At 61.2% G+C, this 25,797-nt stretch carries 23 protein-coding genes; 7 read left to right on the top strand and 16 right to left on the bottom strand.

Going from position 1 to position 25,797, the window contains the following annotated elements; translation table 11 throughout:
• Positions 1 to 5: 5 nt before the first annotated feature.
• From HBH25_RS12285 to ppsA, 9 genes are all read right to left on the bottom strand, one after another.
• Positions 6 to 1,064 (bottom strand): OmpA family protein, encoded by a 1,059-nt coding sequence (locus HBH25_RS12285; protein ID WP_168084197.1) that lies wholly within the window; start codon positions 1,062 to 1,064, stop codon positions 6 to 8.
• Between the two features lie 111 nt (positions 1,065 to 1,175).
• Positions 1,176 to 1,742, bottom strand: a complete 567-nt coding sequence (gene sigX, locus HBH25_RS12280) for an RNA polymerase sigma factor SigX (protein ID WP_168084326.1) — start codon at positions 1,740 to 1,742, stop codon at positions 1,176 to 1,178.
• Positions 1,743 to 1,859: 117 nt separating this feature from the next.
• Positions 1,860 to 2,684 carry a mechanosensitive ion channel family protein gene (locus tag HBH25_RS12275; RefSeq protein ID WP_168084196.1) on the bottom strand — a complete coding sequence of 275 codons (825 nt, stop codon included), beginning with the start codon at positions 2,682 to 2,684 and terminating at the stop codon, positions 1,860 to 1,862.
• A 2-nt stretch (positions 2,685 to 2,686) separates the two neighbouring features.
• Positions 2,687 to 2,932: a CrfX protein gene (locus HBH25_RS12270; protein WP_168084195.1), complete on the bottom strand. Its 246-nt coding sequence runs from the start codon at positions 2,930 to 2,932 to the stop codon at positions 2,687 to 2,689.
• Between the two features lie 69 nt (positions 2,933 to 3,001).
• Complete coding sequence (locus HBH25_RS12265; RefSeq protein WP_168084194.1) at positions 3,002 to 3,994, bottom strand: zinc transporter ZntB; 993 nt, start codon at positions 3,992 to 3,994, stop codon at positions 3,002 to 3,004.
• Between the two features lie 23 nt (positions 3,995 to 4,017).
• Positions 4,018 to 4,506: a ribonuclease E activity regulator RraA gene (gene rraA / locus HBH25_RS12260; protein ID WP_168084193.1), complete on the bottom strand. Its 489-nt coding sequence runs from the start codon at positions 4,504 to 4,506 to the stop codon at positions 4,018 to 4,020.
• A gap of 34 nt (positions 4,507 to 4,540) precedes the next feature.
• Positions 4,541 to 4,840, bottom strand: a complete 300-nt coding sequence (locus HBH25_RS12255) for a Rieske (2Fe-2S) protein (RefSeq protein WP_168084192.1) — start codon at positions 4,838 to 4,840, stop codon at positions 4,541 to 4,543.
• Positions 4,841 to 4,864: 24 nt separating this feature from the next.
• On the bottom strand, positions 4,865 to 5,875 hold the full coding sequence (locus HBH25_RS12250) for an alpha/beta fold hydrolase (protein WP_168084191.1): 1,011 nt from the start codon (positions 5,873 to 5,875) through the stop codon (positions 4,865 to 4,867).
• A 124-nt stretch (positions 5,876 to 5,999) separates the two neighbouring features.
• On the bottom strand, positions 6,000 to 8,369 hold the full coding sequence (ppsA, locus tag HBH25_RS12245) for a phosphoenolpyruvate synthase (protein ID WP_168084190.1): 2,370 nt from the start codon (positions 8,367 to 8,369) through the stop codon (positions 6,000 to 6,002).
• Between the two features lie 161 nt (positions 8,370 to 8,530).
• Here ppsA and ppsR point away from each other — a divergent pair, with 161 nt between their 5' ends.
• Positions 8,531 to 9,349, top strand: coding sequence for a posphoenolpyruvate synthetase regulatory kinase/phosphorylase PpsR (gene ppsR / locus HBH25_RS12240; RefSeq protein WP_168084189.1), 819 nt, complete (start codon positions 8,531 to 8,533; stop codon positions 9,347 to 9,349).
• A 776-nt stretch (positions 9,350 to 10,125) separates the two neighbouring features.
• On the opposite strand, the gene prpF is transcribed toward ppsR, so the two are convergent.
• Genes prpF through HBH25_RS12215 form a run of 5 tightly spaced genes read right to left on the bottom strand, consistent with a single transcriptional unit; the run spans position 10,126 to position 16,740 of the window.
• Positions 10,126 to 11,310 (bottom strand): 2-methylaconitate cis-trans isomerase PrpF, encoded by a 1,185-nt coding sequence (prpF, locus tag HBH25_RS12235; RefSeq protein ID WP_168084188.1) that lies wholly within the window; start codon positions 11,308 to 11,310, stop codon positions 10,126 to 10,128.
• A 24-nt stretch (positions 11,311 to 11,334) separates the two neighbouring features.
• Positions 11,335 to 13,935, bottom strand: coding sequence for a Fe/S-dependent 2-methylisocitrate dehydratase AcnD (acnD, locus tag HBH25_RS12230; RefSeq protein ID WP_168084187.1), 2,601 nt, complete (start codon positions 13,933 to 13,935; stop codon positions 11,335 to 11,337).
• A 26-nt stretch (positions 13,936 to 13,961) separates the two neighbouring features.
• Positions 13,962 to 15,089, bottom strand: a complete 1,128-nt coding sequence (prpC, locus tag HBH25_RS12225) for a bifunctional 2-methylcitrate synthase/citrate synthase (RefSeq protein ID WP_168084186.1) — start codon at positions 15,087 to 15,089, stop codon at positions 13,962 to 13,964.
• A 47-nt stretch (positions 15,090 to 15,136) separates the two neighbouring features.
• Positions 15,137 to 16,024: a methylisocitrate lyase gene (gene prpB, locus HBH25_RS12220; protein ID WP_168084185.1), complete on the bottom strand. Its 888-nt coding sequence runs from the start codon at positions 16,022 to 16,024 to the stop codon at positions 15,137 to 15,139.
• Complete coding sequence (locus tag HBH25_RS12215; protein ID WP_168084184.1) at positions 16,021 to 16,740, bottom strand: GntR family transcriptional regulator; 720 nt, start codon at positions 16,738 to 16,740, stop codon at positions 16,021 to 16,023. Before HBH25_RS12215 ends, prpB begins: the two co-directional genes overlap by 4 nt.
• 217 nt (positions 16,741 to 16,957) lie before the next feature.
• Here HBH25_RS12215 and rloA point away from each other — a divergent pair, with 217 nt between their 5' ends.
• The 5 genes from rloA (at position 16,958) to HBH25_RS12190 (ending at position 22,825) form a co-directional block, all read left to right on the top strand.
• Positions 16,958 to 17,494: a retropepsin-like aspartic peptidase RloA gene (gene rloA / locus HBH25_RS12210; RefSeq protein WP_168084183.1), complete on the top strand. Its 537-nt coding sequence runs from the start codon at positions 16,958 to 16,960 to the stop codon at positions 17,492 to 17,494.
• 5 nt (positions 17,495 to 17,499) lie between these two features.
• Positions 17,500 to 19,041, top strand: coding sequence for an osmotic stress tolerance membrane protein RloB (gene rloB / locus HBH25_RS12205; RefSeq protein WP_168084182.1), 1,542 nt, complete (start codon positions 17,500 to 17,502; stop codon positions 19,039 to 19,041).
• Positions 19,042 to 19,043: 2 nt separating this feature from the next.
• Positions 19,044 to 20,018 (top strand): alpha-L-glutamate ligase-like protein, encoded by a 975-nt coding sequence (locus tag HBH25_RS12200; RefSeq protein WP_168084325.1) that lies wholly within the window; start codon positions 19,044 to 19,046, stop codon positions 20,016 to 20,018.
• 63 nt (positions 20,019 to 20,081) lie between these two features.
• Positions 20,082 to 21,425, top strand: coding sequence for an aminodeoxychorismate synthase component I (gene pabB, locus HBH25_RS12195; RefSeq protein WP_168084181.1), 1,344 nt, complete (start codon positions 20,082 to 20,084; stop codon positions 21,423 to 21,425).
• A gap of 665 nt (positions 21,426 to 22,090) precedes the next feature.
• Positions 22,091 to 22,825, top strand: a complete 735-nt coding sequence (locus HBH25_RS12190; RefSeq protein WP_168084180.1) for a phosphoadenylyl-sulfate reductase — start codon at positions 22,091 to 22,093, stop codon at positions 22,823 to 22,825.
• Positions 22,826 to 22,857: 32 nt separating this feature from the next.
• Here the strand turns inward: HBH25_RS12190 and cysB are convergent, their stop codons facing one another.
• Positions 22,858 to 23,832, bottom strand: coding sequence for an HTH-type transcriptional regulator CysB (cysB, locus tag HBH25_RS12185; protein ID WP_168084179.1), 975 nt, complete (start codon positions 23,830 to 23,832; stop codon positions 22,858 to 22,860).
• A 114-nt stretch (positions 23,833 to 23,946) separates the two neighbouring features.
• On the bottom strand, positions 23,947 to 24,447 hold the full coding sequence (locus HBH25_RS12180; RefSeq protein WP_168084178.1) for a universal stress protein: 501 nt from the start codon (positions 24,445 to 24,447) through the stop codon (positions 23,947 to 23,949).
• Positions 24,448 to 24,676: 229 nt separating this feature from the next.
• Here HBH25_RS12180 and HBH25_RS12175 point away from each other — a divergent pair, with 229 nt between their 5' ends.
• A complete protein-coding gene (locus HBH25_RS12175; RefSeq protein WP_168084177.1) occupies positions 24,677 to 25,753 on the top strand; it encodes a 3-deoxy-7-phosphoheptulonate synthase in 1,077 nt (358 codons plus the stop codon).
• Positions 25,754 to 25,797: the final 44 nt, after the last annotated feature.

Below are 25,797 nucleotides of genomic sequence, written 5' to 3'. Positions count from 1 at the left end.
CGCAATTACTTGGCTTGAGCTTCTACTTCAGCTTCTACGCGACGGTTGATCGCGCGGCCAGCGTCAGTGGCGTTGTCAGCAACTGGGCGGCTTTCGCCGTAGCCGACAGAGTTCACACGACCACCTTCAACACCGTACTGGTTAACCAGAACGTTACGAACAGCGGCAGCGCGCTTCTCGGACAGCTTCTGGTTGTAAGCGTCGGTACCAACGGAGTCGGTATGACCTTCAACGGTGGTGGTGGTAGCCGGGTACTGCTTCATGAAGTCGGCCAAGTTCTTGATGTCGGCATAGCTGTTAGGCTTGACGACCGACTTGTTGAAGTCGAATTTCACGTCCAGCTCAACACGTACGGTTTCAGCAACGGCTGGGCAGCCATCAGCGTCAACAGCGGTGTTGGCAGGGGTGTTCGGGCACTTGTCGACGTTGTCGCAAACGCCGTCGTTGTCCGAGTCGGAGCACACTTCAGCAACTGGAGCAGGAGCGGCAGCTACTTCTTCCTGCTGCTTGGCGCCGCCACCGAAGTTCACGCCCACACCTACGCTTGGAGCCCACTCGGTCTCGCCACGGTCGATGTTGTACATGGCTTCAACGCCAGCACGTGCATAGATGTTTTCAGTGAAGTAGTACTTGGCGCCGCCACCAGCGTTGAAGAAGGTGGAGTGGTCACGACCTTTGTGGCCTTTGGCTTCGACGTTGCTGATGCTCTGCTGGGAGAAGCCAGCGGAGAGATACGGACGCAGGCCTACACCTGGGGTACCGAAGTGGTACACGGCGTCCAGGGCAGCGTTGCCACCGTGGATTTTCTGGTTATCGGTGCCGTTGTTCGACCGAATGTTGTGGATGCCGTCGTAGCCAAGGCGCAGCTCAACGTCGTCGGTCAGGAAGTAACCGATCGAGCCGCCGTACAGGTTGGCATCGTCCAGGTCACGCGAACTGTCGGTGTAGTACTTCTTGGTGAACAGCTCACCCTCGACAGCGCCTTGGCCCTGTGCCAGTACGCCGAAAGAGGTTGCGGCAACAAGAGAGCCAATGGCCAGGCCCAAGGTGTTTTTCAGTTTCATCCGTTAAATCCCCATCTGGTGATTGTTAAGTGATCCCACCAGGACTGCGTGGGACAACTTGGCGGCAATTCTAGCAGAACTTGCACGCCAGTTAGAGAGAACCGCGTTCCGTTAAGTTTCCATAACGTTGGCGAATTTCTCGCGCAGCTTGTCGAGCGCGCGTTTGTACCGCATTTTCGTCGCGCTCAGACCCATGTGCATGATGTCTGCGATTTCCTGGAATTCCAGCTCTGCGACAAAACGCAGCACCAGGATTTCCCGATCAATCGGGTTCACGTGCACTAGCCAACGGTCAAGACCGCCACGCTCCTCAGGCTTCGGGGATTTCTCCTCCGAGGCTTCTTCCACCGGATCGAGGCTCAAGGCATCCATTAGCCTGCGCTTGCGCCTCTCCTTCCGATACTGCGTGATGCATTCGTTATAAGTGATGCTGTAAAGCCACGTTTTGAATTTCGACTTACCTTCGAAATTCTTTAGGCCATACAGCACCTTCAGCATCACTTCCTGACAGACATCGTCAGCGTCTCGATCGTTCCCAAGGTAACGCGAGCATACGTTGAACAGCGTCCGCTGGTAACGGCGCATCAATTCCTCGTAGGCACGTGTCACATGGAATAGCTCTTCATGCGAACGGGCTACCAGCTCTTCATCGGAAAGTGCTAGTGGGTCGTATCGCACGGCGGGCGTTGGCACTTTAATCAAAACGGTTCAGGCCGCAGGTCAGGTCAGATGCACCGCTCGGCCCACAGGGGCCGGCAATTTTTCGCGGCGGGCATACTAGCAGAATATGCACGCCTAGCGGCTACTGACCTGCTCCGCGAGCAGCACCCGGTTCGACACCGACACCCACTCACCTTCCTCCGTGACAACCGTTGTTTTCACGGTACCAATTTCTTCAATATGGCCTTCAAGGTCGCCAACACGCACCTGCTGGCCTACCTGATACAACTCACGTACATAAATGCCCGCCAGGATCTGCCCGGCAATGTCACGGCTTCCCAGGCCCATGGCCAGGGCCACGGCCAGACCAACGGTTATGAGCGCGATCACAATGACATGGTTGAGCAGGTCGGTCTTGATCTCCAGTTGGCTGATGGCCACGGAAATACTGATGATAATGACCAACCATTGGGACACCCGCCCAAGGCCACCGGCGTAGTCGATGCCTACCCCTTCTGCAGCACTGCGCACGATGCCGTTCACCAACTGGGCCAGCAACACACCTACCAGCAGCACCAGCACTGCCCCGAATACCTTGGGCAGGTAAAGCGCAAGAACATCCAGCGTGGCCGATACCCGCTGCAAGCCTAGGGATTCGGCCGCCGATACCAGGAAAATCAGCAACACGAACCAGTAGACGATTTTCCCTACCACCGTAGAGATGGGAACGCGCACGCCGGCACGGCTCATCAATTTGGTAAGGCCTGTGCCTGCCATCAAGCGGTCCAGGCCTACCTTTGCCAGTACGCGCGACAACAGCGCATCGAGCAGCTTGGCGACCACAAACCCCAACAGGATCACCACCAAGGCGCCGAAGAGGTTGGGAATGAAGCCAGCGACTTTGGTCCACAGGGCGGTCATTGCAGTGACCAGGCTTTGGGTCCAGAGGTCGAGTTCCATGTTCAATCAGCCTTATCCGCGCAGTGCGCGGTACGGGTACGGCGGGAAACAGGCGTGACATGCGGCGCACCCTGGCTTAAGGCGAGCGCACCGGCCTGGAAGCAGCGCCCGATCAGCCCGAACAGGTCCTGAGCGCCTACCTGACGGTTGGCGGTCTTGAGCACCCGGCCAAGACAGGCATCGTCGTCACGGCCTTCGGGCGCAGCGTTCAGCATGTCCTTCAAGGACTGTTCAAATGGATCGTGCATGCATTACCTCACGAATGTGACTCAAAGACGCACCGCTCTCAGGCCGGGTCACATCCTTTGCACAAAACCTCATACCCAGCGAAGGCGCCGATACAGCAACCATTGCCCCACCGCCACCGCCAGGGTGATGCCACAGGTAATGAAGAAACCCTCAGGGTTGTCAGCGCCAGGCAGCCCGCCGACGTTCATGCCCAGCAAGCCGGTAATAAAGGTGATAGGCAGAAAAATCCCGGTTACCACACCAAAGCGGTACATGGTGCGGTTCATCCGTTCGTCCAACTGACGCTCTTCGGCTTCGAGCAGCAATGCCACGCGTTCACGGTTGAGCTCCAACTCCTCCAGGTAGCGAATGAGGCTGTTGTTCAACTCATTCCAGTAACCGCTGTCCTCCCCCGCGAACCATCCAGGGCCGTTGCGCGCTAGCAAGGCAAACAGGTCACGTTGGGGTGCCAGAAACCGCCTGAGGCCGGCGGTGCGCCGACGCAGGTGCAGCAAGCTGGCATGCTCGGGTGCATACCCTTCTTCCGCGTCTACCCGCTCTTCTTCGGTATCAAGGGTATCCGTGAGCTGGTCGATCACCGCTTGGATACGGTCGGTCAGGCGTTCGGCCAGGTACAGGACCAGGTCTGCAGCATTCTTCGGCCCTGTACCTGCCGCCAACCGAGCGACCAGGTCCTCAGTGGCCCGCAAGGACCTGAGCCTTAATGAAATCACCCGGCGCTCTTCAGCGAAAATCCTGACTGACACCATGTCTTCAGGCTGCGCGCCGGGATTCAGATTAATGCCCCGCAGAAACAGCAGGAATTGAGACTCGGGCAAGGGCACCAGCCGAGGGCGGGTATTTTCCTCCAGCAACAGGTCACAGGCGAAGTCGTTCAGCCCGCTTCGTTCGCGCAGCCACGCCTGGGTTTGGGCATGGCTGCGGTCCCAGTGCAGCCATAGGCTTTCATGTTCGCCAAGTTGCAGGCCCGCCAGCTCCGCCTGAGTAATGACGCGCGCGCCACCCTGGCCATCGAGTACGCGCGCATGCACCAACCCTGCGGCGTTGTCTTGTTCTACCATCGGTGATCGCACTTCCTGGGGGGTTACTGGGGCATGCTCAAGGGCACGGGGGATATGATCACGCCATTGTTGTCAGCATACAGGTAGCTGCCAGGGCGCAACGTAACACCGGCGAACTTGACCGGGATGTTGTGATCGCCAACGCCACGCTTGTCGGTTTTCATGGGATGGGTCGCCAAGGCCTGCACGCCGATGTCCAACTGCGCGATCACATCCACATCGCGGATGCAGCCGTAGATCAAGATACCTTCCCAGCCATTGTGAACCGCCTTTTGCGCCAGCATGTCGCCGAGCAGCGCGCAACGCAGCGAACCACCCCCATCCACAACCAGCACCTTGCCTTTGCCATCGATGTCCACCTGGGCCCGGACCTGGGAATTGTCCTCATGGCATTTGACGGTCACGATTTCGCCACCAAAAGAATCCCGACCACCGAAATTGCTGAACATCGGCTCAAGCACCTGGACATGTTCGGGGTAGGCGTCACACAGATCAGGGGTAAGGTAGTGCATGGTTGAACTCCTGTGTTGTTGATCGAAGCGATGGCTAGAGGTCTATACCGAGGCGATCCCCCTCATACACCACCGGCCAGCGAAACAGCACACCGCATTGCCCTAGCCGAGGCCGGCCACTGTGGACGTCGAACTCGATGCCATGACGGCGACAGCGCAGCATGCCGTTGGCCAAGGTGCCGTCATGCAAGGGCGCACCTTGGTGCGGGCAGCGGTTTTCGAACAAGAGGTGCTGCCCCTGATCAACGATCAGCAGCAGTTGTTTGCCAGACACTGCAAAGGCTCGTTTGTAGCCTTCATCCAGGTTGATCAGCCGTTCCAAGGTCACGAACACAACACCACCTCATTGCCGGGTTGATCACAGCTTAGCCGCCACCTCGGCCGTTGCCATCTCATCTGGCACGCTGGCCTGAGGCAGCCCGCGCGACGGGGCGGCCAACCAGCGCTGTACCAAGGGCCATACTTCGGCCTGGGCCGCCTTGCTCACTAGCATGTCTACGTGGCCGAAGTCCTGGGTGAACCCCTGAGCACGGCCCAGCACCAGAAACTGACCACCTCCGCCGAAGCGCTCGAACAATTGTTCGCAGGCCCAGGCCGGGTCCTGGTGATCGCCCGCGCCGGCGACCACCAGCAGTGGCACGTGAACGCTGGCAAGCCCTTCGCGCCAGTCTGCCCCGCCTCGGCCGGCTCGGCGCCGCAGCCCGTACCAGCGAAGCAGTTCCATGGCGACACCCGCCGGTTCATCTTCGGGCCCACGCTTGAGCCGGGGCCCGGACACATGGTCGAACCCGCGCAGCAGCACGCGAAAGAGCCAGTTGAGCGGGGCCACCCGTAGCGGCCAGGCGGCTCGGCTGACCTGGCTACCGAACAACCCTACGCCCGCTACGTCTGCGGCAGTGAGGGTACCTTCGCCCAACGCAGCCGCCAGCGTGATACCGCCCAGGGAGTGGCCCAGCCAGAACGGCCGCTGGTCGCTAAGCTCGGCCACAAAGGCGTTGATCACCGGCAGGTCATGGCGGGCGTAATCAGCCACGCCGTTATGGCGATAGTTGAGGTTGCGGGGCGACAGGCCATGGCCTCGCATTTCGGGAATCCATACGTCAAACCCGGCACGCGCCAAAGAAGCGCCAAGCCCGATCCCCTTGGGGGAATACCAGAACCGCCGGTTGGAAAAGCTGCCATGCAACAGAATGACCGGCACGCCACGCCCCTGGCCGTTAGGGTCCGCCAGGCCCAGCCGGGTAATGGCCAGCTCTACGGAAGGGTCGGGGCTGTTGCCAGCCTTGATGCGGTAAACGTCTTCACTGAGGTCGCCGCATCGCTCCGCACGGAGCAAGGCGACTGGGAATAAACGGCTGCTGCTTTGCATGGTTCACAACTGTAGAAGGAGGGAATACATCTCAGCGCTTGAGACAACGGTAAGCGGCCGTGCCTGCGCAGGCACGGCCGGGCACCTACAGAATATCTGAGAGGCACTGCCGAGCGGTATCCTCTCAGGCCTGACCTTCTGCCAGGAAGAACCAGGTTTCGAGCACCGAATCCGGGTTCAGGGACACGCTTTCAATGCCCTGCTCCATCAGCCATTTGGCCAGGTCTGGGTGGTCGGAGGGGCCCTGGCCGCAAATGCCGATGTACTTGCCAGCCTTGTTACAAGCCTGAATGGCATTGGCCAGCAGCTTCTTCACAGCCGGGTTACGCTCATCGAACAGGTGGGCGATGATGCCGGAGTCACGGTCCAGGCCCAAGGTAAGCTGGGTAAGGTCGTTGGAGCCGATAGAGAAGCCGTCGAAGTATTCCAGAAACTCCTCGGCCAGAATGGCATTGGACGGCAGCTCGCACATCATGATCACGCGCAGCCCGTTTTCGCCACGCTTTAGGCCGTTGCTGGCCAGCAGGTCTACCACCTGGCTGGCTTCGCCCAAGGTGCGCACGAACGGCACCATGATCTCAACGTTGTCCAGGCCCATCTGTTCACGCACGCGCTTCAACGCCCGGCATTCCAGCTCGAAGCAGTCCCGGAAGGATTCGCTGATGTAGCGCGAAGCACCGCGGAAGCCCAGCATCGGGTTCTCTTCGTCAGGCTCGTACAGTTTGCCGCCAATGAGGTTAGCGTACTCGTTGGACTTGAAGTCCGACAGGCGCACGATCACCTTCTTGGGGTAGAAGGCAGCGGCCAGGGTGCTGATGCCTTCCACAAGCTTTTCAACGTAGAAACCCACCGGGTCCCCATAGCCGGCAATACGCTTGTCGACGCTGTCCTTAATGTCGGTAGGCAGGTCGCTGTAGTTCAACAACGCCTTAGGGTGAACGCCGATCATGCGGTTGATGATGAATTCCAGCCGCGCCAGGCCGACCCCGGCATTGGGCAACTGGGCAAAGTCGAACGCTCGGTCTGGGTTACCGACGTTCATCATGATCTTGAACGGCAGCTCGGGCATGGCATCGACCGAGTTCTGCTTGATGTCGAAGCCCAGCTCGCCTTCGAAGATATAGCCGGTATCGCCCTCGGCGCAGGACACGGTCACGCCCTGGCCATCCTGCAGCAACTGTGTGGCATTGCCACAACCCACCACTGCGGGAATGCCAAGCTCCCGCGCAATGATGGCGGCGTGGCAGGTGCGCCCGCCGCGGTTGGTCACAATGGCGCTGGCGCGCTTCATCACCGGCTCCCAGTCCGGGTCGGTCATGTCCGACACCAGCACGTCACCGGCCTGCACCTTGTCCATTTCCGACACATCGCGAATGATGCGCACCTTGCCGGCGCCGATACGCTGGCCGATGGCGCGGCCTTCGGCCAGCACCGTGCCCTTTTCCTTGAGCAGGTAGCGCTCCATCACGTTGCCGGCCGAGCGGCTTTTCACGGTTTCCGGGCGGGCCTGCACGATGTACAACTGGCCATCGTCACCGTCCTTGGCCCACTCGATGTCCATGGGGCGGCCATAATGCTTCTCGATGATCATGGCTTGCTTGGCCAGTTCATTGACCTCAGCATCGGTGAGGCAGAAGCGTGCGCGTTCGGCCTTGTCCACGTCCACCGTCTTGACGGAGCGGCCCGCCTTGGCTTCCTCGCCGTACACCATCTTGATGGCCTTGCTGCCCAGGTTCCGACGCAGGATCGCCGGGCGGCCTGCCTCAAGCGTGGCCTTGTGCACGTAGAACTCGTCCGGGTTGACAGCCCCCTGCACCACGGTTTCGCCCAAGCCGTAGGCCCCGGTAATGAACACCACGTCACGGAACCCTGATTCAGTGTCCAGGGTAAACATCACCCCGGCCGTGCCGGTTTCGGAACGAACCATGCGCTGCACACCTGCCGACAGGGCCACCAGCTTGTGATCGAAACCTTGGTGTACCCGATAGGCAATGGCGCGATCGTTGAACAAGGAGGCGAACACTTCCTTGGCGGCACGGATCACGTTGTCCACGCCACGAATGTTGAGGAAGGTTTCCTGTTGGCCGGCAAACGAAGCGTCGGGCAGATCTTCGGCAGTCGCCGATGAACGCACGGCCACCGCGATGTCCGGGTTGCCTTGGGACATCAGCGCAAAATGTTCGCGAATTTCGGCATTGAGCTGCTCGGGGAAGTCGGCGTCCATCACCCATTGGCGGATCTGCGCGCCAGTGCGGGCCAGGGCGTTGACGTCATCCACGTCCAAGGCGTCAAGGGCCGCGTGGATCTGATCGTTCAGGCCACTCTGCTCCAGGAAATCCCGGTAGGCCTGGGCTGTAGTGGCGAAGCCACCGGGCACCGACACGCCGGCACCGGCCAGGTTACTGATCATCTCGCCCAGGGATGCGTTTTTGCCCCCTACGTGCTCCACATCATGGACGCCGAGCTTATCGAGGGAAACTACGTAATCTACCAAGGTGGTGTCTCCGCAAAAGGGATGGATCGGATACCTCCGAGGTACCCGCCGGGGCCAGTGGCCCGAGCCTTTGAAATGCGTGAGAATGCGAGACTCGGCGGCCAGCGAAACGGGCCTATGATATCTCAGGATCCTTCCACAGCCTAAAGCCCGGGGCGCACATGAAACGATCAGCTTTTTTTATATCCGATGGCACGGGCATCACGGCCGAAACCCTCGGTCAGAGTTTGCTCGCGCAATTTGAAAACATTACGTTCAACAAGTTCACTCGGCCTTATATCGACACCGTCGAAAAGGCCCGCACCATGGTGCAGCAAATCAATGGTGCAGCCGACCGTGACGGCGTAAGGCCTATCATCTTCGATACGATTGTGAACCAGGACATCCGTGAAATTCTCGCAACGTCCAATGGCTTCATGATCGATATCTTTTCAACGTTCCTCTCCCCTCTGGAACTGGAGCTTGGCTCACATTCGTCCTACTCCGTAGGCCAGTCCCATTCCATTGCAGGCAACGCCAATTACATGGACCGGATCGAGGCCGTGAACTTCGCCCTGGACAACGACGATGGCGCTCGCACGCATTATTACGACAAAGCGGACCTGATATTGGTGGGCGTGTCGCGCTCAGGCAAGACACCGACGTGCCTGTACATGGCCATGCAGTTCGGCATTCGGGCAGCGAACTACCCGCTCACTGAAGACGACATGGAGCGCCTGCAATTGCCCGCTGCCCTCAAAGCGCACCGGCACAAGCTGTTCGGCCTGACCATCGACCCCGACCGCCTCACGGCCATCCGCCACGAGCGCAAGGCCAACAGCCGCTACGCCAGTTTTGCCCAGTGCGAATTCGAAGTGCGTGAAGTAGAGAACCTGTTCCGCCGGGAAAACATCCCCCATATCAATTCCACCCATTTCTCGGTGGAGGAAATCTCCGCCAAGATCCTGGTGGAGATGGGGGTCGAGCGGCGGTTCAAGTAGTGGATCAAGCACTTGCCTCACTGCACCCATTCGCCGGCTGGCGCCGGCTCCCACAGAACACCCGCCTGACGAGGTTCTTGTGGGAGCCTGCAGAGCGGGCGAACGGGGGCCCAGGCCACTGGCATGCATCACTGCACCCATTCGCCGGCTGGCGCCCGCTCCCACAGAACACCCGCCTGACGAGGTTCTTGTGGGAGCCTGCAGAGCGGGCGAACGGGGGCTCAGGCCACTGGCATGCATCACTGCACCCATTCGCCGGCTGGCGCCCGCTCCCACAGAACACCCGCCTGATGAGGTTCTTGTGGGAGCCTGCATAGCGGGCGAACGGGGGCTCAGGCCACTGGCATGCATCACTGCTCCCATTCGCCGGCTGGCGCCGGCTCCCACAGAACACCCGCCTGACGAGGTTCTTGTGGGAGCCTGCAGAGCGGGCGAACCGGGACTCAGGCCACTGGCACGTGTCACCGCTCCTATTCGCCGGCTGGCACCGGCTCCCACAGAACACCCGCCTGACGAGGTTCTTGTGGGAGCCTGCAGAGCGGGCGAACGGGGGCTCAGGCCACTGGCACGTGTCACCGTTCCTATTCGCCGGCTGGCACCGGCTCCCACAGAACACCCGCCTGACGAGGTTCTTGTGGGAGCCTGCAGAGCGGGCGAACGGGGGCTCAGGCCACTGGCATGCCTCACTGCACCCATTCGCCGGCTGGCACCGGTTCCCACAGAACACCCGCCTGATGAGGTTCTTGTGGGAGCCTGCATAGCGGGCGAACGGGGGCTCAGGCCACTGGCACCCGTACCCACCCTTCCATCAGCACCCGCGCACTGCGGCTCATCAGGGCACGGGTGACGGTCCATTGGCCGTCCACCTGCCGGGCCTCGGCACCCACCCGTAGCACGCCTGAGGGGTGGCCGAACCGTACGGATTGCCGCTCACCCCCACCTGCCGCCAGGTTTACCAGAGTGCCTGGCACCGCAGCCGCCGTAGCAATGGCCACAGCGGCGGTGCCCATCATGGCATGGTGCAATTTGCCCATGGACATCGCCCGGACCAGCACATCCACATCCTCGGCCGCTATCTGCTTGCCACTGCTGGCGATGTAGCCCTGAGGCGGGGCCACAAAGGCCACCTTGGGGGTGTGCTGGCGTGTGACGGCCTCTGCGGCGTCTTGGATCAAGCCCATTCGCAAAGCGCCTGCCGTGCGTATGCGTTCAAACCGCGCCAGTGCCTCAGGGCTCTCGTTGATTGCGCCTTGCAGTTCGGTGCCGGTGTAGCCCAGGTCAGCGGCGTTGAGAAAAATCGTGGGAATGCCCGCATTGATCAAGGTGGCCCGAAACGTACCGACACCCGGCACCTCCAGGTCATCGACTGGCCGGCCCGTCGGGAACATGGCGCCGCCCTCACCTTCGCTGTCGTCCGCAGGCTCAAGGAACTCTAGTTGCACCTCAGCGGCTGGAAAGGTCACGCCATCGAGTTCGAAATCGCCGGTTTCCTGTACCGCACCCTCTGTTATCGGCACATGGCTGATGATGGTCTTGCCGATATTGGCCTGCCACACCCGGACCGTAGCAGTGCCGTTCCTAGGTATGCGCGCGGCTTCGACCATGCCGCCACTGATTGCAAAGGCCCCAACGGCTGCCGACAGGTTGCCGCAGTTGCCGCTCCAATCCACAAAAGGCGCATCGATAGCGACCTGCCCGAACAGGTAGTCCACGTCATGGCCGGGCCGGCAGCTGGGCGACAGGATAACCACCTTGCTGGTACTGGAGGTGGCTCCGCCCATACCGTCAGTGTGCTTGCCGTACGGGTCCGGGCTGCCGATCACCCTCAATAACAGTTGGTCGCGCTCAGGGCCTGGTACCTGAGCAGCCTGCGGCAAGTCTTCCAGGCGGAAGAACACCCCCTTGCTGGTGCCGCCGCGCATATAAACGGCCGGGATTCGAAGTTGCGCCGGGTAAGCCATGTGAACATCCTCAGCAAAGGCGGCTCAGGCCGCCGCGGTGGTAGCATCGAGAAAATCGTTGGCAAACCGTTGCAGCACCCCACCGGCCTCATAGATAGAGACCTCTTCGGCCGTGTCCAACCTGCACACCACAGGCACTTCCACGCGCTCACCGTTACGGCGGTGAATCACCAGCAGCAGTAACGCACGGGGCGTACGGGTACCGGTCACGTCGTAGGTTTCGGTGCCATCCAGGCCCAAGGTGAGGCGGGTAGTACCGTTCAGGAACTCCAGCGGGAGCACGCCCATGCCAATGAGGTTGGTACGGTGGATGCGCTCGAACCCTTCGGCCACGATCACTTCCACGCCAGCCAGGCGAACACCCTTGGCGGCCCAGTCCCGCGACGAGCCCTGGCCATAGTCTGCACCTGCCACGATGATCAGCGGCTGTTTGCGCTGCAGGTAGGTTTCAATGGCCTCCCACATGCGCATCGTCTGCCCCTCGGGCTCCACGCGCGCCAACGAGCCTTGCTTCACTTCACCGGCCAGGTCGCGCACCATTTCGTTGTACAGCTTGGGGTTGGCAAAGGTTGCACGCTGCGCGGTGAGGTGGTCGCCGCGGTGGGTGGCGTAGGAGTTGAAGTCTTCTTCGGGCAGGCCCATGGCGGCCAGGTACTCGCCAGCGGCCGAGTCCAGCAGAATGGCATTGGACGGTGACAGGTGGTCAGTGGTGATGTTGTCCCCCAGCAGGGCCAGCGGGCGCATGCCGGTCAGGCTGCGTGCGCCGGCCAATGCGCCCTCCCAGTACGGCGGGCGGCGAATGTATGTGCTTTGCGACCGCCATGGGTAGAGCGCGCTGACCTGCTCGGTGCTGCCCGGCTGCACCGCAAACATGGGAATGTACACGCGGCGGAACTGTTCAGGTTTGACCGAAGCCTGTACCACCGCGTCGATTTCCTCGTCGCTGGGCCACAGGTCTTTGAGGCGTATTTCCTGGCCATCCGGGCCAAGGCCCAGCACGTCTTTCTCGATGTCGAAGCGAATGGTCCCAGCAATGGCATAGGCCACCACCAAGGGCGGTGAGGCGAGAAACGCCTGGCGCGCGTAAGGGTGAATGCGCCCGTCGAAATTGCGGTTGCCAGACAGCACTGCCGTGGCATACAGGTCTCGATCGATGATTTCCTGCTGGATAGCCGGGTCCAGCGCCCCGGACATGCCGTTGCAGGTGGTACAGGCAAAGGCCACCACCCCAAACCCCAGCGCCTCCAGTTCCGGCAGCAACTGCCCCTCTTCCAGGTACAGCGCCACGGTTTTGGAACCCGGCGCCAGAGAGGTTTTCACCCACGGTTTGCGCGCCAGGCCCAGGCGATTGGCGTTGCGGGCCAGCAACCCTGCCGCCACCATGTTGCGAGGGTTGTTGGTGTTGGTGCAGCTGGTAATGGCCGCAATGATCACTGCGCCGTCCGGCAACTTGCCCGGTTCGTTTTCGACCACGCCAGACACACCTCGGGCCGCCAGCTCACTGACCGGCAGGCGCCGGTGCGGGTTCGAAGGGCCTGCCAGGGTACGTACCACCGTGCCCAGGTCAAAGCTCAACACCCGTTCATACTGCACGTTTGCCAGGTCTGCTGCCCATAGCCCTGCGACCTTGGCGTAGGTTTCAACCAACCCGACCTGCTCATCCTCACGCCCAGTCAGGCGCAGGTAGGCAATAGTTTGTTCATCAATGGCGAACATGGCCGCTGTGGCGCCATATTCCGGGGCCATGTTGGCGATGGTGGCCCGATCGCCCAACGTAAGGCTGCTGGCCCCCTCCCCGTTGAACTCCAGGTAAGCACCTACTACCTTCTGCTGGCGGAGGAACTCGGTCAGCGACAGCACCATATCCGTAGCCGTGATGCCGGGGGCCGGTTGGCCGGTAAGCGTTACGCCGACGATCTCCGGCAGGCGCATCCAGGAGGCCCGCCCCAGCATCACACTTTCCGCTTCCAACCCACCCACGCCAATGGCGATTACCCCCAGCGCGTCCACCATGGGGGTGTGAGAATCGGTGCCCACCAGGGTGTCCGGGAACGCCACACCGTCACGCACCTGAATCACCGGCGACATACGCTCCAGGTTGATCTGATGAAGAATACCGTTGCCCGGTGGAATCACGTCCACGTTTTTGAAGGCACGCTTGGTCCAGTCGATGAAATGGAAGCGATCTTCGTTGCGACGGTCTTCGATGGCGCGGTTCTTGGCAAATGCATCGGGGTCGTAGCCGCCGCATTCAACAGCCAGGGAGTGGTCCACGATCAGTTGCGTGGGTACGACCGGGTTCACCTGGGCCGGGTCGCCACCCCGCTCGGCAATGGCGTCGCGCAGCCCCGCCAGGTCTACCAGGGCGGTCTGCCCCAAGATGTCGTGGCACACCACCCGCGCCGGGAACCAGGGAAAGTCCAGGTCACGCTTGCGCTCGATCAACTGCACCAGTGAGGCGCGCAAGGTCGCCGGGTCACAGCGGCGCACCAGGTTTTCGGCAAATACCCGCGAGGTGTAGGGCAGGCGCGCGTAGGCGCCTGGCTGGATGGCATCCACGGCAGCGCGGGTGTCGAAATACATCAGGCCAGTGCCTGGCAGAGGTAGGCAATGCTCAGTATTCATGGCGGCAGGCTCGGTCACAGTGAAGTTCAGCGCTGTTCAAGGGGAATGAAGGCACGCTGCTCGACGCCCGTGTACTCGGCACTGGGGCGTATGATGCGGTTGTTGGCACGCTGCTCAAACACGTGGGCAGCCCAGCCCGTGACCCGTGAACACACGAAGATAGGCGTGAACAACGGGGTAGGAATGCCCATGAAGTGGTAAGCCGAGGCATGGTAGAAATCGGCGTTGGGGAACAGCTTTTTCTCGTCCCACATCACCTTGTCGATGGCTTCGGACACCGGGAACAGCACGGTATCGCCCACGGCCTCTGCCAGGGTTCGCGACCATTGCTTGATCACCTCGTTACGCGGGTCACTGTCCTTATAGATCGCGTGGCCGAAGCCCATGATCTTGTCCTTGCGCGCCAGCATGGCCAACGTGCCCGCGGTCGCTTCTTCAGCGGACGAAAACTGTTCGATCATGGCCATGGCTGCTTCGTTGGCCCCGCCGTGCAGCGGGCCGCGCAACGAGCCGATGGCCGCCACTACACACGAATACAGGTCCGACAGGGTTGAGGCACATACCCGGGCGGTAAAGGTAGAGGCGTTGAATTCGTGCTCGGCGTAGAGAATCAGTGACACATCCATCACTTTGCGGTGCAGGTCGCTAGGCGCTTTTCCATGCAGCAAGTGCAGGAAATGCCCCCCTAGGGTGGGCTCGTCGCTGGCACACTCGATACGCTGGCCGTTATGGCTGAAGTGGTACCAGTAGCACAGGATGGCCGGGAACGCGGCCAGCAAGCGCTCGGTCGCTTTGCGCTGGTGCTCGAAGCTGCCTTCCGGTTCCAGGTTGCCCAGCATGGAGGCGCCGGTGCGCATAACGTCCATAGGGTGGGCGCTGCTCGGAATGCGTTCCAGCACGTCTTTCAAGGCCTGGGGCAGGTCGCGCTGGCTACGCAGGCGTGCCTGGTAGGTGTTCAACTGTTCCTGGGTCGGCAACTCGCCTTCGAGCAGCAGGTAGGCCACTTCCTCGAAACCGGCCTGGGCGGCCAGGTCCTTTACGTCATAACCCCGGTAGGTCAACCCGGCGCCCGCCTGGCCCACCGTGGACAAGGCCGTCTGCCCTGCCACCTGGCCCCTCAGCCCTGCACCGCTCAATACTTTTGCGTCAGCCATTGCGTGAATCCTTCTTGAAATTGTTAGGGGATTAACGGCTACGCCTGTCAGCGCTGGTGCGCGAACAGCGCATCCAGCTTCTGTTCGTAGTCGTGGTAACCGATGGCGTCGTACAGCTCCATGCGCGTCTGCATGCTGTCCACCACGTTTTTCTGGGTACCGTCACGGCGCAAGGCCGCGTACACATTCTCGGCAGCTTTGTTCATGGCTCGGAACGCCGACAGGGGGTACAGCACCAGCGAGACGTCCACCGCACCCAGCTCCTCGGTGGTGTACAAAGGGGTGGCGCCGAATTCGGTGATGTTGGCCAGAATGGGCGCGTTCACCCGGCTGGCGAACGTTTTGTACATGGCCAGCTCGGTGATCGCTTCAGGGAACACCATGTCGGCGCCCGCCTCCACGCAGGCCTGGGCCCGGTCCAGGGCGGCATTCAACCCTTCAACGGCCAGCGCGTCGGTGCGGGCCATGATCACGAAACTGGGGTCGGCTCGGGCGTCCACGGCCGCCTTGATGCGGTCCACCATCTCGCCCAGGGTCACAATTTCCTTGTTGGGGCGATGACCACAGCGCTTGGCCCCGACCTGGTCCTCGATGTGCAACGCGGCCGCACCGAACTTGATCATGGTCCGCACGGTGCGGGCTACGTTGAAGGCCGAAGACCCGAAGCCAGTGTCCACGTCCACCAGCAGCGGCAATTCACAGACATCGGTGATGCGGCGCACATCCGTGAGCACGTCATCCAGGTTGCTGATGCCCAGGTCCGGCAGCCCGAGGGACCCTGCCGCTACGCCACCGCCAGACAGGTAAATGGCTTTGAAACCGGCCCGCTGTGCCAGCAAGGCATGGTTGGCATTGATAGCACCCACCACTTGCAGAGGGTGTTCACTGGCCAAGGCGTCGCGAAAACGCTGGCCGGGGGTACTGTGCTGGGTCATGGCTCACCTCGTTGTGTTTGTTCGTGCACGCTCCCGGCCATGTGCTGCTCCACATTGCGCCGGGAGCCGGCAATATGGCGGCGCATCAAAAGCTCGGCCAGCTCACCGTCCCGGTCAGCGATGGCGTCCAGGATGCGGTGGTGTTCGGCAAATGCTTGGCGGGGGCGATTAGGTGTGGTGGAGAAACGGATACGGTACATGCGCACCAATTGGTACAGCTCGCCACACAGCAACTGGGCCAGGGTGCGGTTACCGCTGCCTTGGATGATGCGGTAGTGGAAGTCGAAGTCGCCCTCCTGCTGGTAGTAGCCCACACCGGCCTGAAACCCGGCGTCGCGCTCATGGGTGTCCAGCACTCGGCGCAGCTCATCCACCTCCGCAGCGGTCATGCGTGCTGCCGCCAGCCGGCAGGCCATGCCTTCCAGGGACTCTCGAATGTCATACAGTTCTATCAGCTCGGCCTGGCTCAGGGACACAACCCGGGCGCCTACATGGGGAATGCGCACCAGCAGGCGCTGGCCTTCCAACCGATGGATGGCTTCGCGCAGCGGCCCGCGGCTGACGCCATAAGTACGGGCCAGCTCCGGCTCAGAGATTTTGCTGCCAGGCGCGATGTCGCCCCTTACGATGGCGGCCTGAATGCGCCTGAATACTGACTCGGCAATGGTTTCAGAATCTACCTCAGCCCTGTTATCCAGACCTTGAGCAACCTGCATATTGTCGACACCCTGCCTGCTATTACCCAAATAATCAGCAACACAGCGCTCAGTGTCAAATGGATTGTCGACAATGATAAAAACTCTGTAACAGTATGGGTATCAACCCACAGACCAGCTTCACTGGCGCCATGAAAGCATCGTGCTAGAATGCACCGCCCCAGAGGTTGCTATCTGGGCGTTCGCTTCTACCTCGCCCCGCCACTGCCCAGGTCTCATGAGAACACCCAGATTCCCCTCCCTGCTCGGCTTGCTGCTGGTCCCGGGCCTGAGCCTGGCCTCTGAAAAAACGGCCTACGGCTTGAACGAATATGCCCGGCTGGACGAAATCGACCTGGAAGTGGCTGCCAAACTGGACACAGGGGCGATCACCGCTTCGCTCAGTGCCCGTGACATCAAGCGGTTCAAGCGCAAGGGCGAATCCTGGGTGCGGTTCTACCTGGCCATCGACGATGCCCATCAGCACCCTATCGAACGCCCGCTGGAGCGCGTGAGCCGCATCAAGCGCCGTGCTGGGGACTATGACCCCGAGGGTGGCAAACACTACACCGCGCGCCCGGTCATCGCCTTGAATGTCTGCATTGGCAAGGCACTGCGCCGCATCGACGTCAACCTCACCGATCGCAGCGCCTTTCAGTATCCCTTGCTGGTAGGCTCCGAAGCCCTGGTGCGGTTCGACGCGCTGGTGGACCCTGCCTTGAAATACACCGCCGGCAAGCCCGCCTGCGCCCCACAAGCGTCCAACGCCGAGTAGCCTGAATGCGTTCCCTGACCCTCCACCTCAAGCTGCTTATCCTGATCCTGCTGTTGCTGGGCGCCGGTATCACGGGCTACCAGATCTTCGCGCTGGGCATTCCGGTGTCCGAGGACGAAACCGATGACCTGTGGAACATCGATGCCAAGGTCGAGTTCATGCCCACGCCCAAAGCGCCGGTAAAAGTGCAGATGTTCGTGCCGCCGCTCACCAGCGACTACGTGAGCCTGAACGAAAGCTTCATCTCCAACAATTACGGCGTAAGCGTCAACCGCATCGACAACAACCGCAAGGTCACCTGGTCTTCCCGGCGGGTCTCGGGCAACCAGACCCTGTATTACCGGCTGGTCCTGACCAAGCGCTACAGCGATAACAAGGCCAAGGTAAAGGGTCCCATCTTCCGGGACAGCCTGGTGCTGGAAGGCCCTGAAAAGATTGCCGCCGAAGCCTTGCTGGCGCCCATTCGCCAGCATTCGGCGGACGTGGAAACCTTCATCAGCGAAACCATCCGCCGGGTGAACAACCTGGCCGACGACAACGTGAAACTGCTGCTGGCGGGGGACCCTTCCCCGCAGCACAAAGCCGGCGTAATCGACCTGCTGCTGTCCATTGCCCATGTGCCCATGGAGCGCGCCCATACCCTGCGGCTGGTAGCCGACCAGCCGCAAACGCCTGAGCTATGGCTGCGTAGCTTCAACGGTACCAAGTGGCTGTACTTCAACCCGGAGACCGGCGAACAGGGCATGCCTGCCGACCGTCTGCTCTGGTGGACCGGCGATGAGCCACTGGTCACGCTCGAAGGCGGCAAGAAAATCGCCGTCACCTTCACCCTCAACAACAGCGAAATGAACGCCATTCGCCTGGCCAAGCTGACCGATGCCAGCACAGACGCAGACTTCCTCGAATACTCCCTGTACGGGCTGCCGCTGCAAACCCAGCAAACCTTCATGGTGATGGTGATGATCCCCATCGGCGTGCTGGTCATTCTTATCCTGCGCAACCTGATCGGCCTGCAGACCCTAGGCACCTTCACCCCCGTGCTGATTGCCCTGGCGTTCCGGGAAACCCAGCTGGGCTACGGGATCGTGCTGTTCACCCTGATCACGGCCCTGGGGCTGTCACTGCGCTCCTACCTGGAACACCTCAAGCTGCAAATGCTGCCGCGCCTGTCCGTGGTCCTTACCTTCGTGGTGGTACTGATCGCAGCCATCAGCCTGCTCAGTCACAAGCTGGGCCTGGAACGCGGGCTGTCGGTAGCGCTGTTCCCCATGGTGATCCTCACCATGACCATCGAGCGGCTGTCCATCAGTTGGGAGGAACGCGGCGGCACCCATGCCATGAAAGTGGCAGCGGGCACCTTGCTGGCAGCGTCCCTGGCACACCTGTTGATGACCGTGCCGGAGCTGACCTACTTCGTGTTCACCTTCCCAGCCGTGCTGCTGGTGCTGGTAGCCTTCATGCTTGCCATGGGCCGCTACCGGGGCTATCGCCTGACCGAGCTGCTGCGCTTCAAGGCCTTCGTGAAAGGCCAGGAGACAGACGCCTGATGCTGGGGCTCCTCAAAACGTGGAAAGCCCTGCATGCGCGGGGCATCATGGGCATCAACCAGCGCAATGCCGACTACGTGCTCAAGTACAACAACCGGCGCCTGTACCCTATTGTGGATGACAAGATCATCACCAAGGAACGGGCCATCGCGGCAGGTATTCAGGTACCTGAACTGTATGGGGTCATTTCCACCGAGAAGGAGATCGAACGGCTGGACCAGATCGTCGGGGACCGCCCGGATTTCGTCATCAAGCCAGCCCAGGGTGCGGGGGGCGACGGCATTCTGGTGATCGGTGATCGCTTCGAGGACAGGTTCCGCACCGTGTCCGGCAAAATCGTCAGCCGCTCGGAAATCGAATACCAGCTCTCCAGCATCCTCACCGGCCTGTATTCCCTGGGCGGGCACCGTGATCGTGCGCTGATCGAATACCGAGTCACGCCAGACCCTATCTTCAAAAGCATCAGCTACGAAGGTGTACCCGATATTCGCATCATCGTGCTGATGGGTTACCCGGTAATGGCCATGGTTCGCCTTCCCACACGGCAGTCCAACGGCAAGGCGAACCTGCACCAGGGCGCCATCGGCGTAGGCGTGGACCTGGCCACAGGCATTACCCTGCAGGGCACCTGGCTCAACAGCATCATTCGAAAGCACCCAGACACCACCAACGACGTGCAAGGGGTACAACTGCCCTACTGGGACGGCTTCATGAACTTGGCAGCCAGCTGCTATGAGCTGTGTGGGCTGGGGTATATCGGAGTGGACATGGTGCTGGACCAGCACAAGGGGCCACTGATTCTTGAACTCAACGCCCGCCCAGGCTTGAACATCCAGATCGCCAACGATTGTGGCCTGGCGCACCGCACGTCAGCGGTCGAGGCTCATCTGGCCACGTTGGCCGCCGAGGAGCGCAGCGAAACACCAGAAGCCCGTGCCCGCTTTGCCCAGGCAGCGTTTGGGCACGTGAAACCATGAAGGGCTGGAGGCCTGCGGGCCCAGGCTCTACAATCGGCGCCCCTGCTTAACCGCTGATTGCCCATGCCCAGTTGCAGCCTGCACCCTCTGCCTTACCATGCCAACCCGGCTTATTACTTTGCGTACCTAAGAGAAGCGCCAGGCGCTGTTCTGCTGGATAGCGCAAAGCCCGGCGCTGAACGAGGCCGGTTCGACCTGTTGAGCGCCTGGCCACTGGAAACCCTTGCACCCACCGCCCAAGAAACAGGTAGTGCCTATTTTCAGCGGTTGAGGGCTGCCCTTGCCCGGCTGGGCAGTGCGACCCTGCCAGACGGCTGCGATCTGCCCTTCGCTGGCGGCCTTATCGGCTTTATGGCCTATGACCTGGGTCGCCGTTTCGAGCAGTTCGGCGAGGGGCCACCCAAGGACTTCACGCTACCCGATGCTCAGCTTGGGCTCTATGGCTGGGCTGTGGTCAGCGATCATGTGCAACATTGCACCTGGCTGGTGCTGCACCCCACGCTGCCTGTTAGCGAACGGCAGCGGCTGACTGCACTGTTCGAAACACCGTCGCCTTCCCTGGCCAAACCGTTTCACATGACCTCCCCCTTTGCCAACGAACTTGGCAAGCCCGCCTACCAGCTAGCGTTCGACAAGGTGCAGGCTTACATCCGTGCGGGCGACACCTATCAGGTCAACCTCACGCGGCGCTTCGCCGGCCGCTGCGAGGGCGATCCTTGGGCGGCTTACCAGGCTTTGCGCAGCGCCTGCCCCACACCCTATTCGGCTTTCATGCAGGTCAACGCCAGTACCACCCTCCTCAGCCACTCCCCTGAACGTTTCGTGCAGGTGCGCAATGGGGCTGTAGAAACCCGGCCTATCAAGGGCACCCGCCCTCGCCGCGCACAACCTCAGGCAGATGCGGCAGAGGCCACTGCGCTGCTGGCCAGCGAGAAGGACCGAGCCGAAAACCTGATGATCGTGGACCTGCTGCGCAATGACCTGGGACGTACCTGCGCCACCGGCAGCGTGCAGGTGCCCGAGCTGTTCGTGCTGGAGTCCTACCCCAATGTTCACCACTTGGTCAGCAGCGTGGTGGGCCGCCTGGCTCCAGGCAAGGATGCGCTGGACCTGTTGGCTGGCAGCTTTCCTGGAGGGTCCATAACAGGTGCCCCTAAGATCCGGGCCATGGAAATCATCGATGAGCTCGAAGCCCACCGCCGCGCCATCTATTGTGGCGCGTTCCTGTACCTGGATGTGCGTGGCCACCTGGACAGCTCCATTGCCATCCGCACCCTGCTCGTTGAAAACGAGCATATCGCCTGCTGGGGCGGAGGCGCCGTGGTCATGGACTCCCGCGCCGAGGACGAGTATCAGGAGTCGCTGATCAAGGTGAAGGTACTGATGGACACGCTGGAAGCGTTGTAGGAACAGGCCGGCGCGGTACAGCGGCTGCGTCCGCCTACATGAGGTAAGCGCCAGTCTTGGTTGCTGTGGGACCGGGTGCAGCCGAAGGCGGAGACCGGGAACAGACCGCCGCAGTGGAGCGGCTGCCCTGATTCGTCCGCTTCGCGAACTCCTACACCAGATCGGCGCTGTCTTGATCGCTGTGGGACCGGGTGCAGCCGAAGGCGGAGACCGGGAACAGACCGCCGCAGTGGAGCGGCTGCCCTGGTTCGTCCGCTTCGCGAACTCCTACACCAGATCGGCGCTGTCTTGATCGCTGTGGGACCGGGTGCAGCCGAAGGCGGAGACCGGGAACAGACCGCCGCAGTGGAGCGGCTGCACTGGTTCGTCCGCTTCGCGAACTCCTACACCAGATCGGCGCTGTCTTGATCGCTGTGGGACCGGGTGCAGCCGAAGGCGGAGACCGGGAACAGACCGCCGCAGTGGAGCGGCTGCCCTAGTTCGTCCGCTTCGCGAACTCCTACACGAGGTCAACGCCAGGCTTGGTTGCTGTGAGACCGGGAACAGGTCGTCGCGGTACAGCGCCAGCCCTGGTGGTTATAGGGCCTGCCAGCACGCAAGCGCACAATTTGGTAACCTTGCTGCCATTCGAGCGCCACAAGGCGCCATCACATTGGAACCGCCTGATGAACCACCTCTTTGATGTCGCCGAAGCGGCGGCCAGCTATGCCAGCAAATCCCCGCAAGACATCCTGAAACTGGCGTTCGATCACTTCGGTGACGACCTCTGGATCTCCTTCAGTGGCGCCGAAGATGTGGTGCTGCTGGACATGGCCCACACGCTGAACAAGCAGGTCAAGGTCTTCACCTTGGACACCGGCCGCCTGCACCCGGAAACCTACCGGTTCATCGAGCAGGTACGGGAGCACTATGGCATAGCCATTGAAGTGCTCAACCCGGAGCGTGAGCTGTTGGAAGCCATGGTGAAGGAAAAAGGGCTGTTCAGCTTTTACCGTGACGGCCACGGCGAGTGCTGTGGCATTCGCAAAATTGCCCCACTGCGCCGCAAGCTCGCCCACGTGCGGGCCTGGGCCACAGGCCAGCGCCGTGACCAGAGCCCTGGCACGCGCAGCCAAGTAGCGGCAGTAGAAATTGATACCGCGTTCTCTACTCCGGACAACACGCTGTACAAGTTCAACCCACTGGCTCAAATGACCAGTGCAGAAGTGTGGGCATACATCCGTATGATGGAGCTGCCCTACAACGCCCTGCACGAGCGTGGGTTCATCAGCATTGGGTGCGAACCTTGCACCCGGCCGGTATTGCCAAACCAGCACGAGCGCGAAGGCCGCTGGTGGTGGGAAGAAGCCACACAAAAAGAGTGTGGCTTGCACGCCGGCAACCTTATCGCCAAGCAATAGCCTACTCCGCCCCAATGCCAGCCACGGTGCGGTTAGTGAGCTGGCAGTTCCACGCCTTCGAACAGGGCTTCAAGCTCCTGCTTGTTATGGCAAGCCACCGCCTTGGCCATCACCTCGCGGGTAAGATGCGGCGCGAAGCGCTCGATGAAGTCGCACATGAAGCCCCGCAGGAAGGTGCCGCGGCGGAAGCCGATCTTGGTAACGCTGGGCTCAAACAGGTGGTCTGCGTTCAATACCACCAGGTCGCTGTCCAGCTTAGGGTCGACGGCCATGTGCGCCACAATGCCTACGCCCAGCCCCAGGCGCACGTAGGTCTTGATCACGTCCGCATCGGCCGCCGTGAACACCACCTTGGGGGTCAGGCCACGGTGGCTGAAGGCTTCGTCGAGTTTTGAGCGGCCGGTAAAGCCGAACACATAAGTGACGATGGGGTGCTCGGCCAACAGCTCTAATGTGAGCTTGGGCGCTTTGGTCAAAGGGTGGCCCTGGGGCACGGCTATGCAACGGTTCCAGCGGTAGCAAGGCATCATGATGAGGTCGCCGAACAGCTCCAACGCTTCGGTGGCGATGGCGAAATCCACTGTACCGTCCGCGGCCATTTCAGCGATCTGCATAGGCGAGCCCTGGTGCATATGCAGCGCTACGTCCGGGTACTGCTTGATGAAGGCACTTATCACAGGCGGCAGGGCATAACGGGCCTGGGTATGGGTGGTGGCGATGGACAGGGTGCCCTTCTTCTCGTTGGAGAATTCCTGGGCGATCTGCTTGATGCTTTCCACCTTGCGCAGGATTTCACCTGCCGTGGAGATGATGCGCTCACCTGCCGGGGTCACACGTGTCAGGTGCTTGCCACTGCGGGCAAAGACTTCCACCCCTAGCTCATCCTCCAGCAGGCGGATCTGCTTACTGATCCCGGGCTGGGAGGTATAGAGGCTCTGCGCCGTTGCGGAGACGTTCAAGTCGTGGTGAGCGACTTCCCAGATATAGCGCAGTTGCTGAAGCTTCATTCGCGACCCCCCAAAGGCCAATACGCCAAGGCCTTGCTTAACCAGCAAGTCACGGCAACAGATATAACTATATTGATGGTTGGGGGCGGAATCTAGAACTTTTTTCAAGATGTGTCATGGGTAGCGACCTGCGGGCACTTGGGTCAAAGGCACCAAGTACACCGGCACAGGCGTAAGCCGCATTACCCTGGCCGCCGTACGGCCCAATGGCACCCCTGCTTCTGCCACCCGGCTATGGCTGCCCAGCACTAGCAGGTCCGCCTGAAGCCGCCGAGCCTGGTCCAGAATAACGTCAGCCGGGTCACCCTGGCGGACACACACTGCGCGAATCAGGTCCAGGTCGCGCTCGCCATCGGCAAGTTCTTCACTGAAATTATCCAGTACCCGCCTTTCAATGTTGGCCATCATGGCGCTTACCCCCCGCCCTTGAAGCTCGGTCAGGGTGGGCGCATCAAGGTAGCTTTGCAGTACGGATTCAGCGAAAGTGCCCATGGGCTCTACCGCATGGATCACGTGCAATTCAGCTTCGAATGTTCGGGCCAGGGCTAGCGCGTGCTGCAACACAAGGAGTGCATAAGCGCCAAGGTCAGTGGCATACAGCATTGAACGGATCATTCCGGCTCCCCCCGTACTGCCTGTCTCGGGCAGCAATAGAGCCTAGTCTAGCAGTGGCCAGCTGAAGGGGCAGGTTTCCCACCTCTGAGGCACTGCCTGAGCCTGGGCACCGGCCTAAAGGGCACCACCGGCCATTGTCGAACAGGCGCAGAACGCGCTAAGGTTCGGCACCTTCGCGCGCACCGCCCGCCCCGGGCGCGCCTGACCTGCCTGATAGACGAGTACCCCCATGGCCGATTTACCGATCAACGACCTTAACGTCGCCTCCAACGAGACCCTGATCACGCCGGATCAACTCAAGCGCGACATTCCCCTGAGCGAAGCGGCGCAAGCGACCGTCACCAAAGGGCGGGAAGTGATCCGCAATATTCTGGACGGCACTGACCACCGCATTTTCGTAGTGATCGGCCCCTGCTCCATTCACGACATCAAGGCTGCCCACGATTATGCTCGGCGCCTCAAGGCCCTGGCCGAAGAGGTCTCGGACACGCTCTACCTGGTCATGCGGGTGTATTTTGAAAAGCCACGCACCACCGTGGGCTGGAAGGGCCTGATCAATGACCCTTACCTGGATGACTCCTTCAAGATCGCCGATGGCTTGCATATCGGCCGCAAACTGTTGCTGGACCTGGCCGAAGCCGGCCTGCCCACAGCGACCGAAGCTCTGGACCCGATTTCACCCCAGTACCTGCAGGACCTGATCAGCTGGTCGGCCATCGGCGCACGTACCACAGAGTCCCAGACCCACCGGGAAATGGCGTCCGGCCTTTCGTCAGCGGTGGGCTTCAAGAACGGCACCGATGGTGGCCTTACGGTTGCTATCAATGCACTGCAGTCGGTCTCCAGCCCTCATCGCTTCCTGGGTATCAACCCTGAAGGCGGCGTGTCCATCGTGACAACCAAAGGCAACGCCTATGGCCACGTGGTTTTGCGGGGTGGCAATGGCAAGCCCAACTACGATTCCGTAAGCGTTGCGCTGTGCGAACAGGCCCTGGAGAAGGCAAAGGTTCGCCCGAACCTGATGATCGACTGCAGCCATGCCAACTCCAACAAGGACCCGGCCTTGCAGCCGCTGGTGATGGAGAACGTGGCCAATCAGGTGCTCGAAGGCAACACGTCCATCATTGGCCTGATGGTCGAAAGCCACATCAATGCGGGCGCCCAGGGTATCCCCAAAGACCTGTCGGACCTGCAATACGGGGTATCCATCACGGATGGCTGCATTGGCTGGGAAACGACCGAGCAGAGCATTCGCGCCATGCGCGACAAGCTCAAGGCCGTGTTGCCTACACGCAAAAGGCACTAACAGGAGGGGGGCTAATGCGGCCCCTACCCTGGCTGAAGCGTGGC

It is taken from the genome of Pseudomonas quercus, from assembly GCF_012033695.1.
Classification (GTDB): domain Bacteria; phylum Pseudomonadota; class Gammaproteobacteria; order Pseudomonadales; family Pseudomonadaceae; genus Aquipseudomonas; species Aquipseudomonas quercus.
The sequence above is the reverse complement of the archived record's forward strand: the minus strand, read 5'-3'. Positions and strand labels throughout refer to the sequence as shown.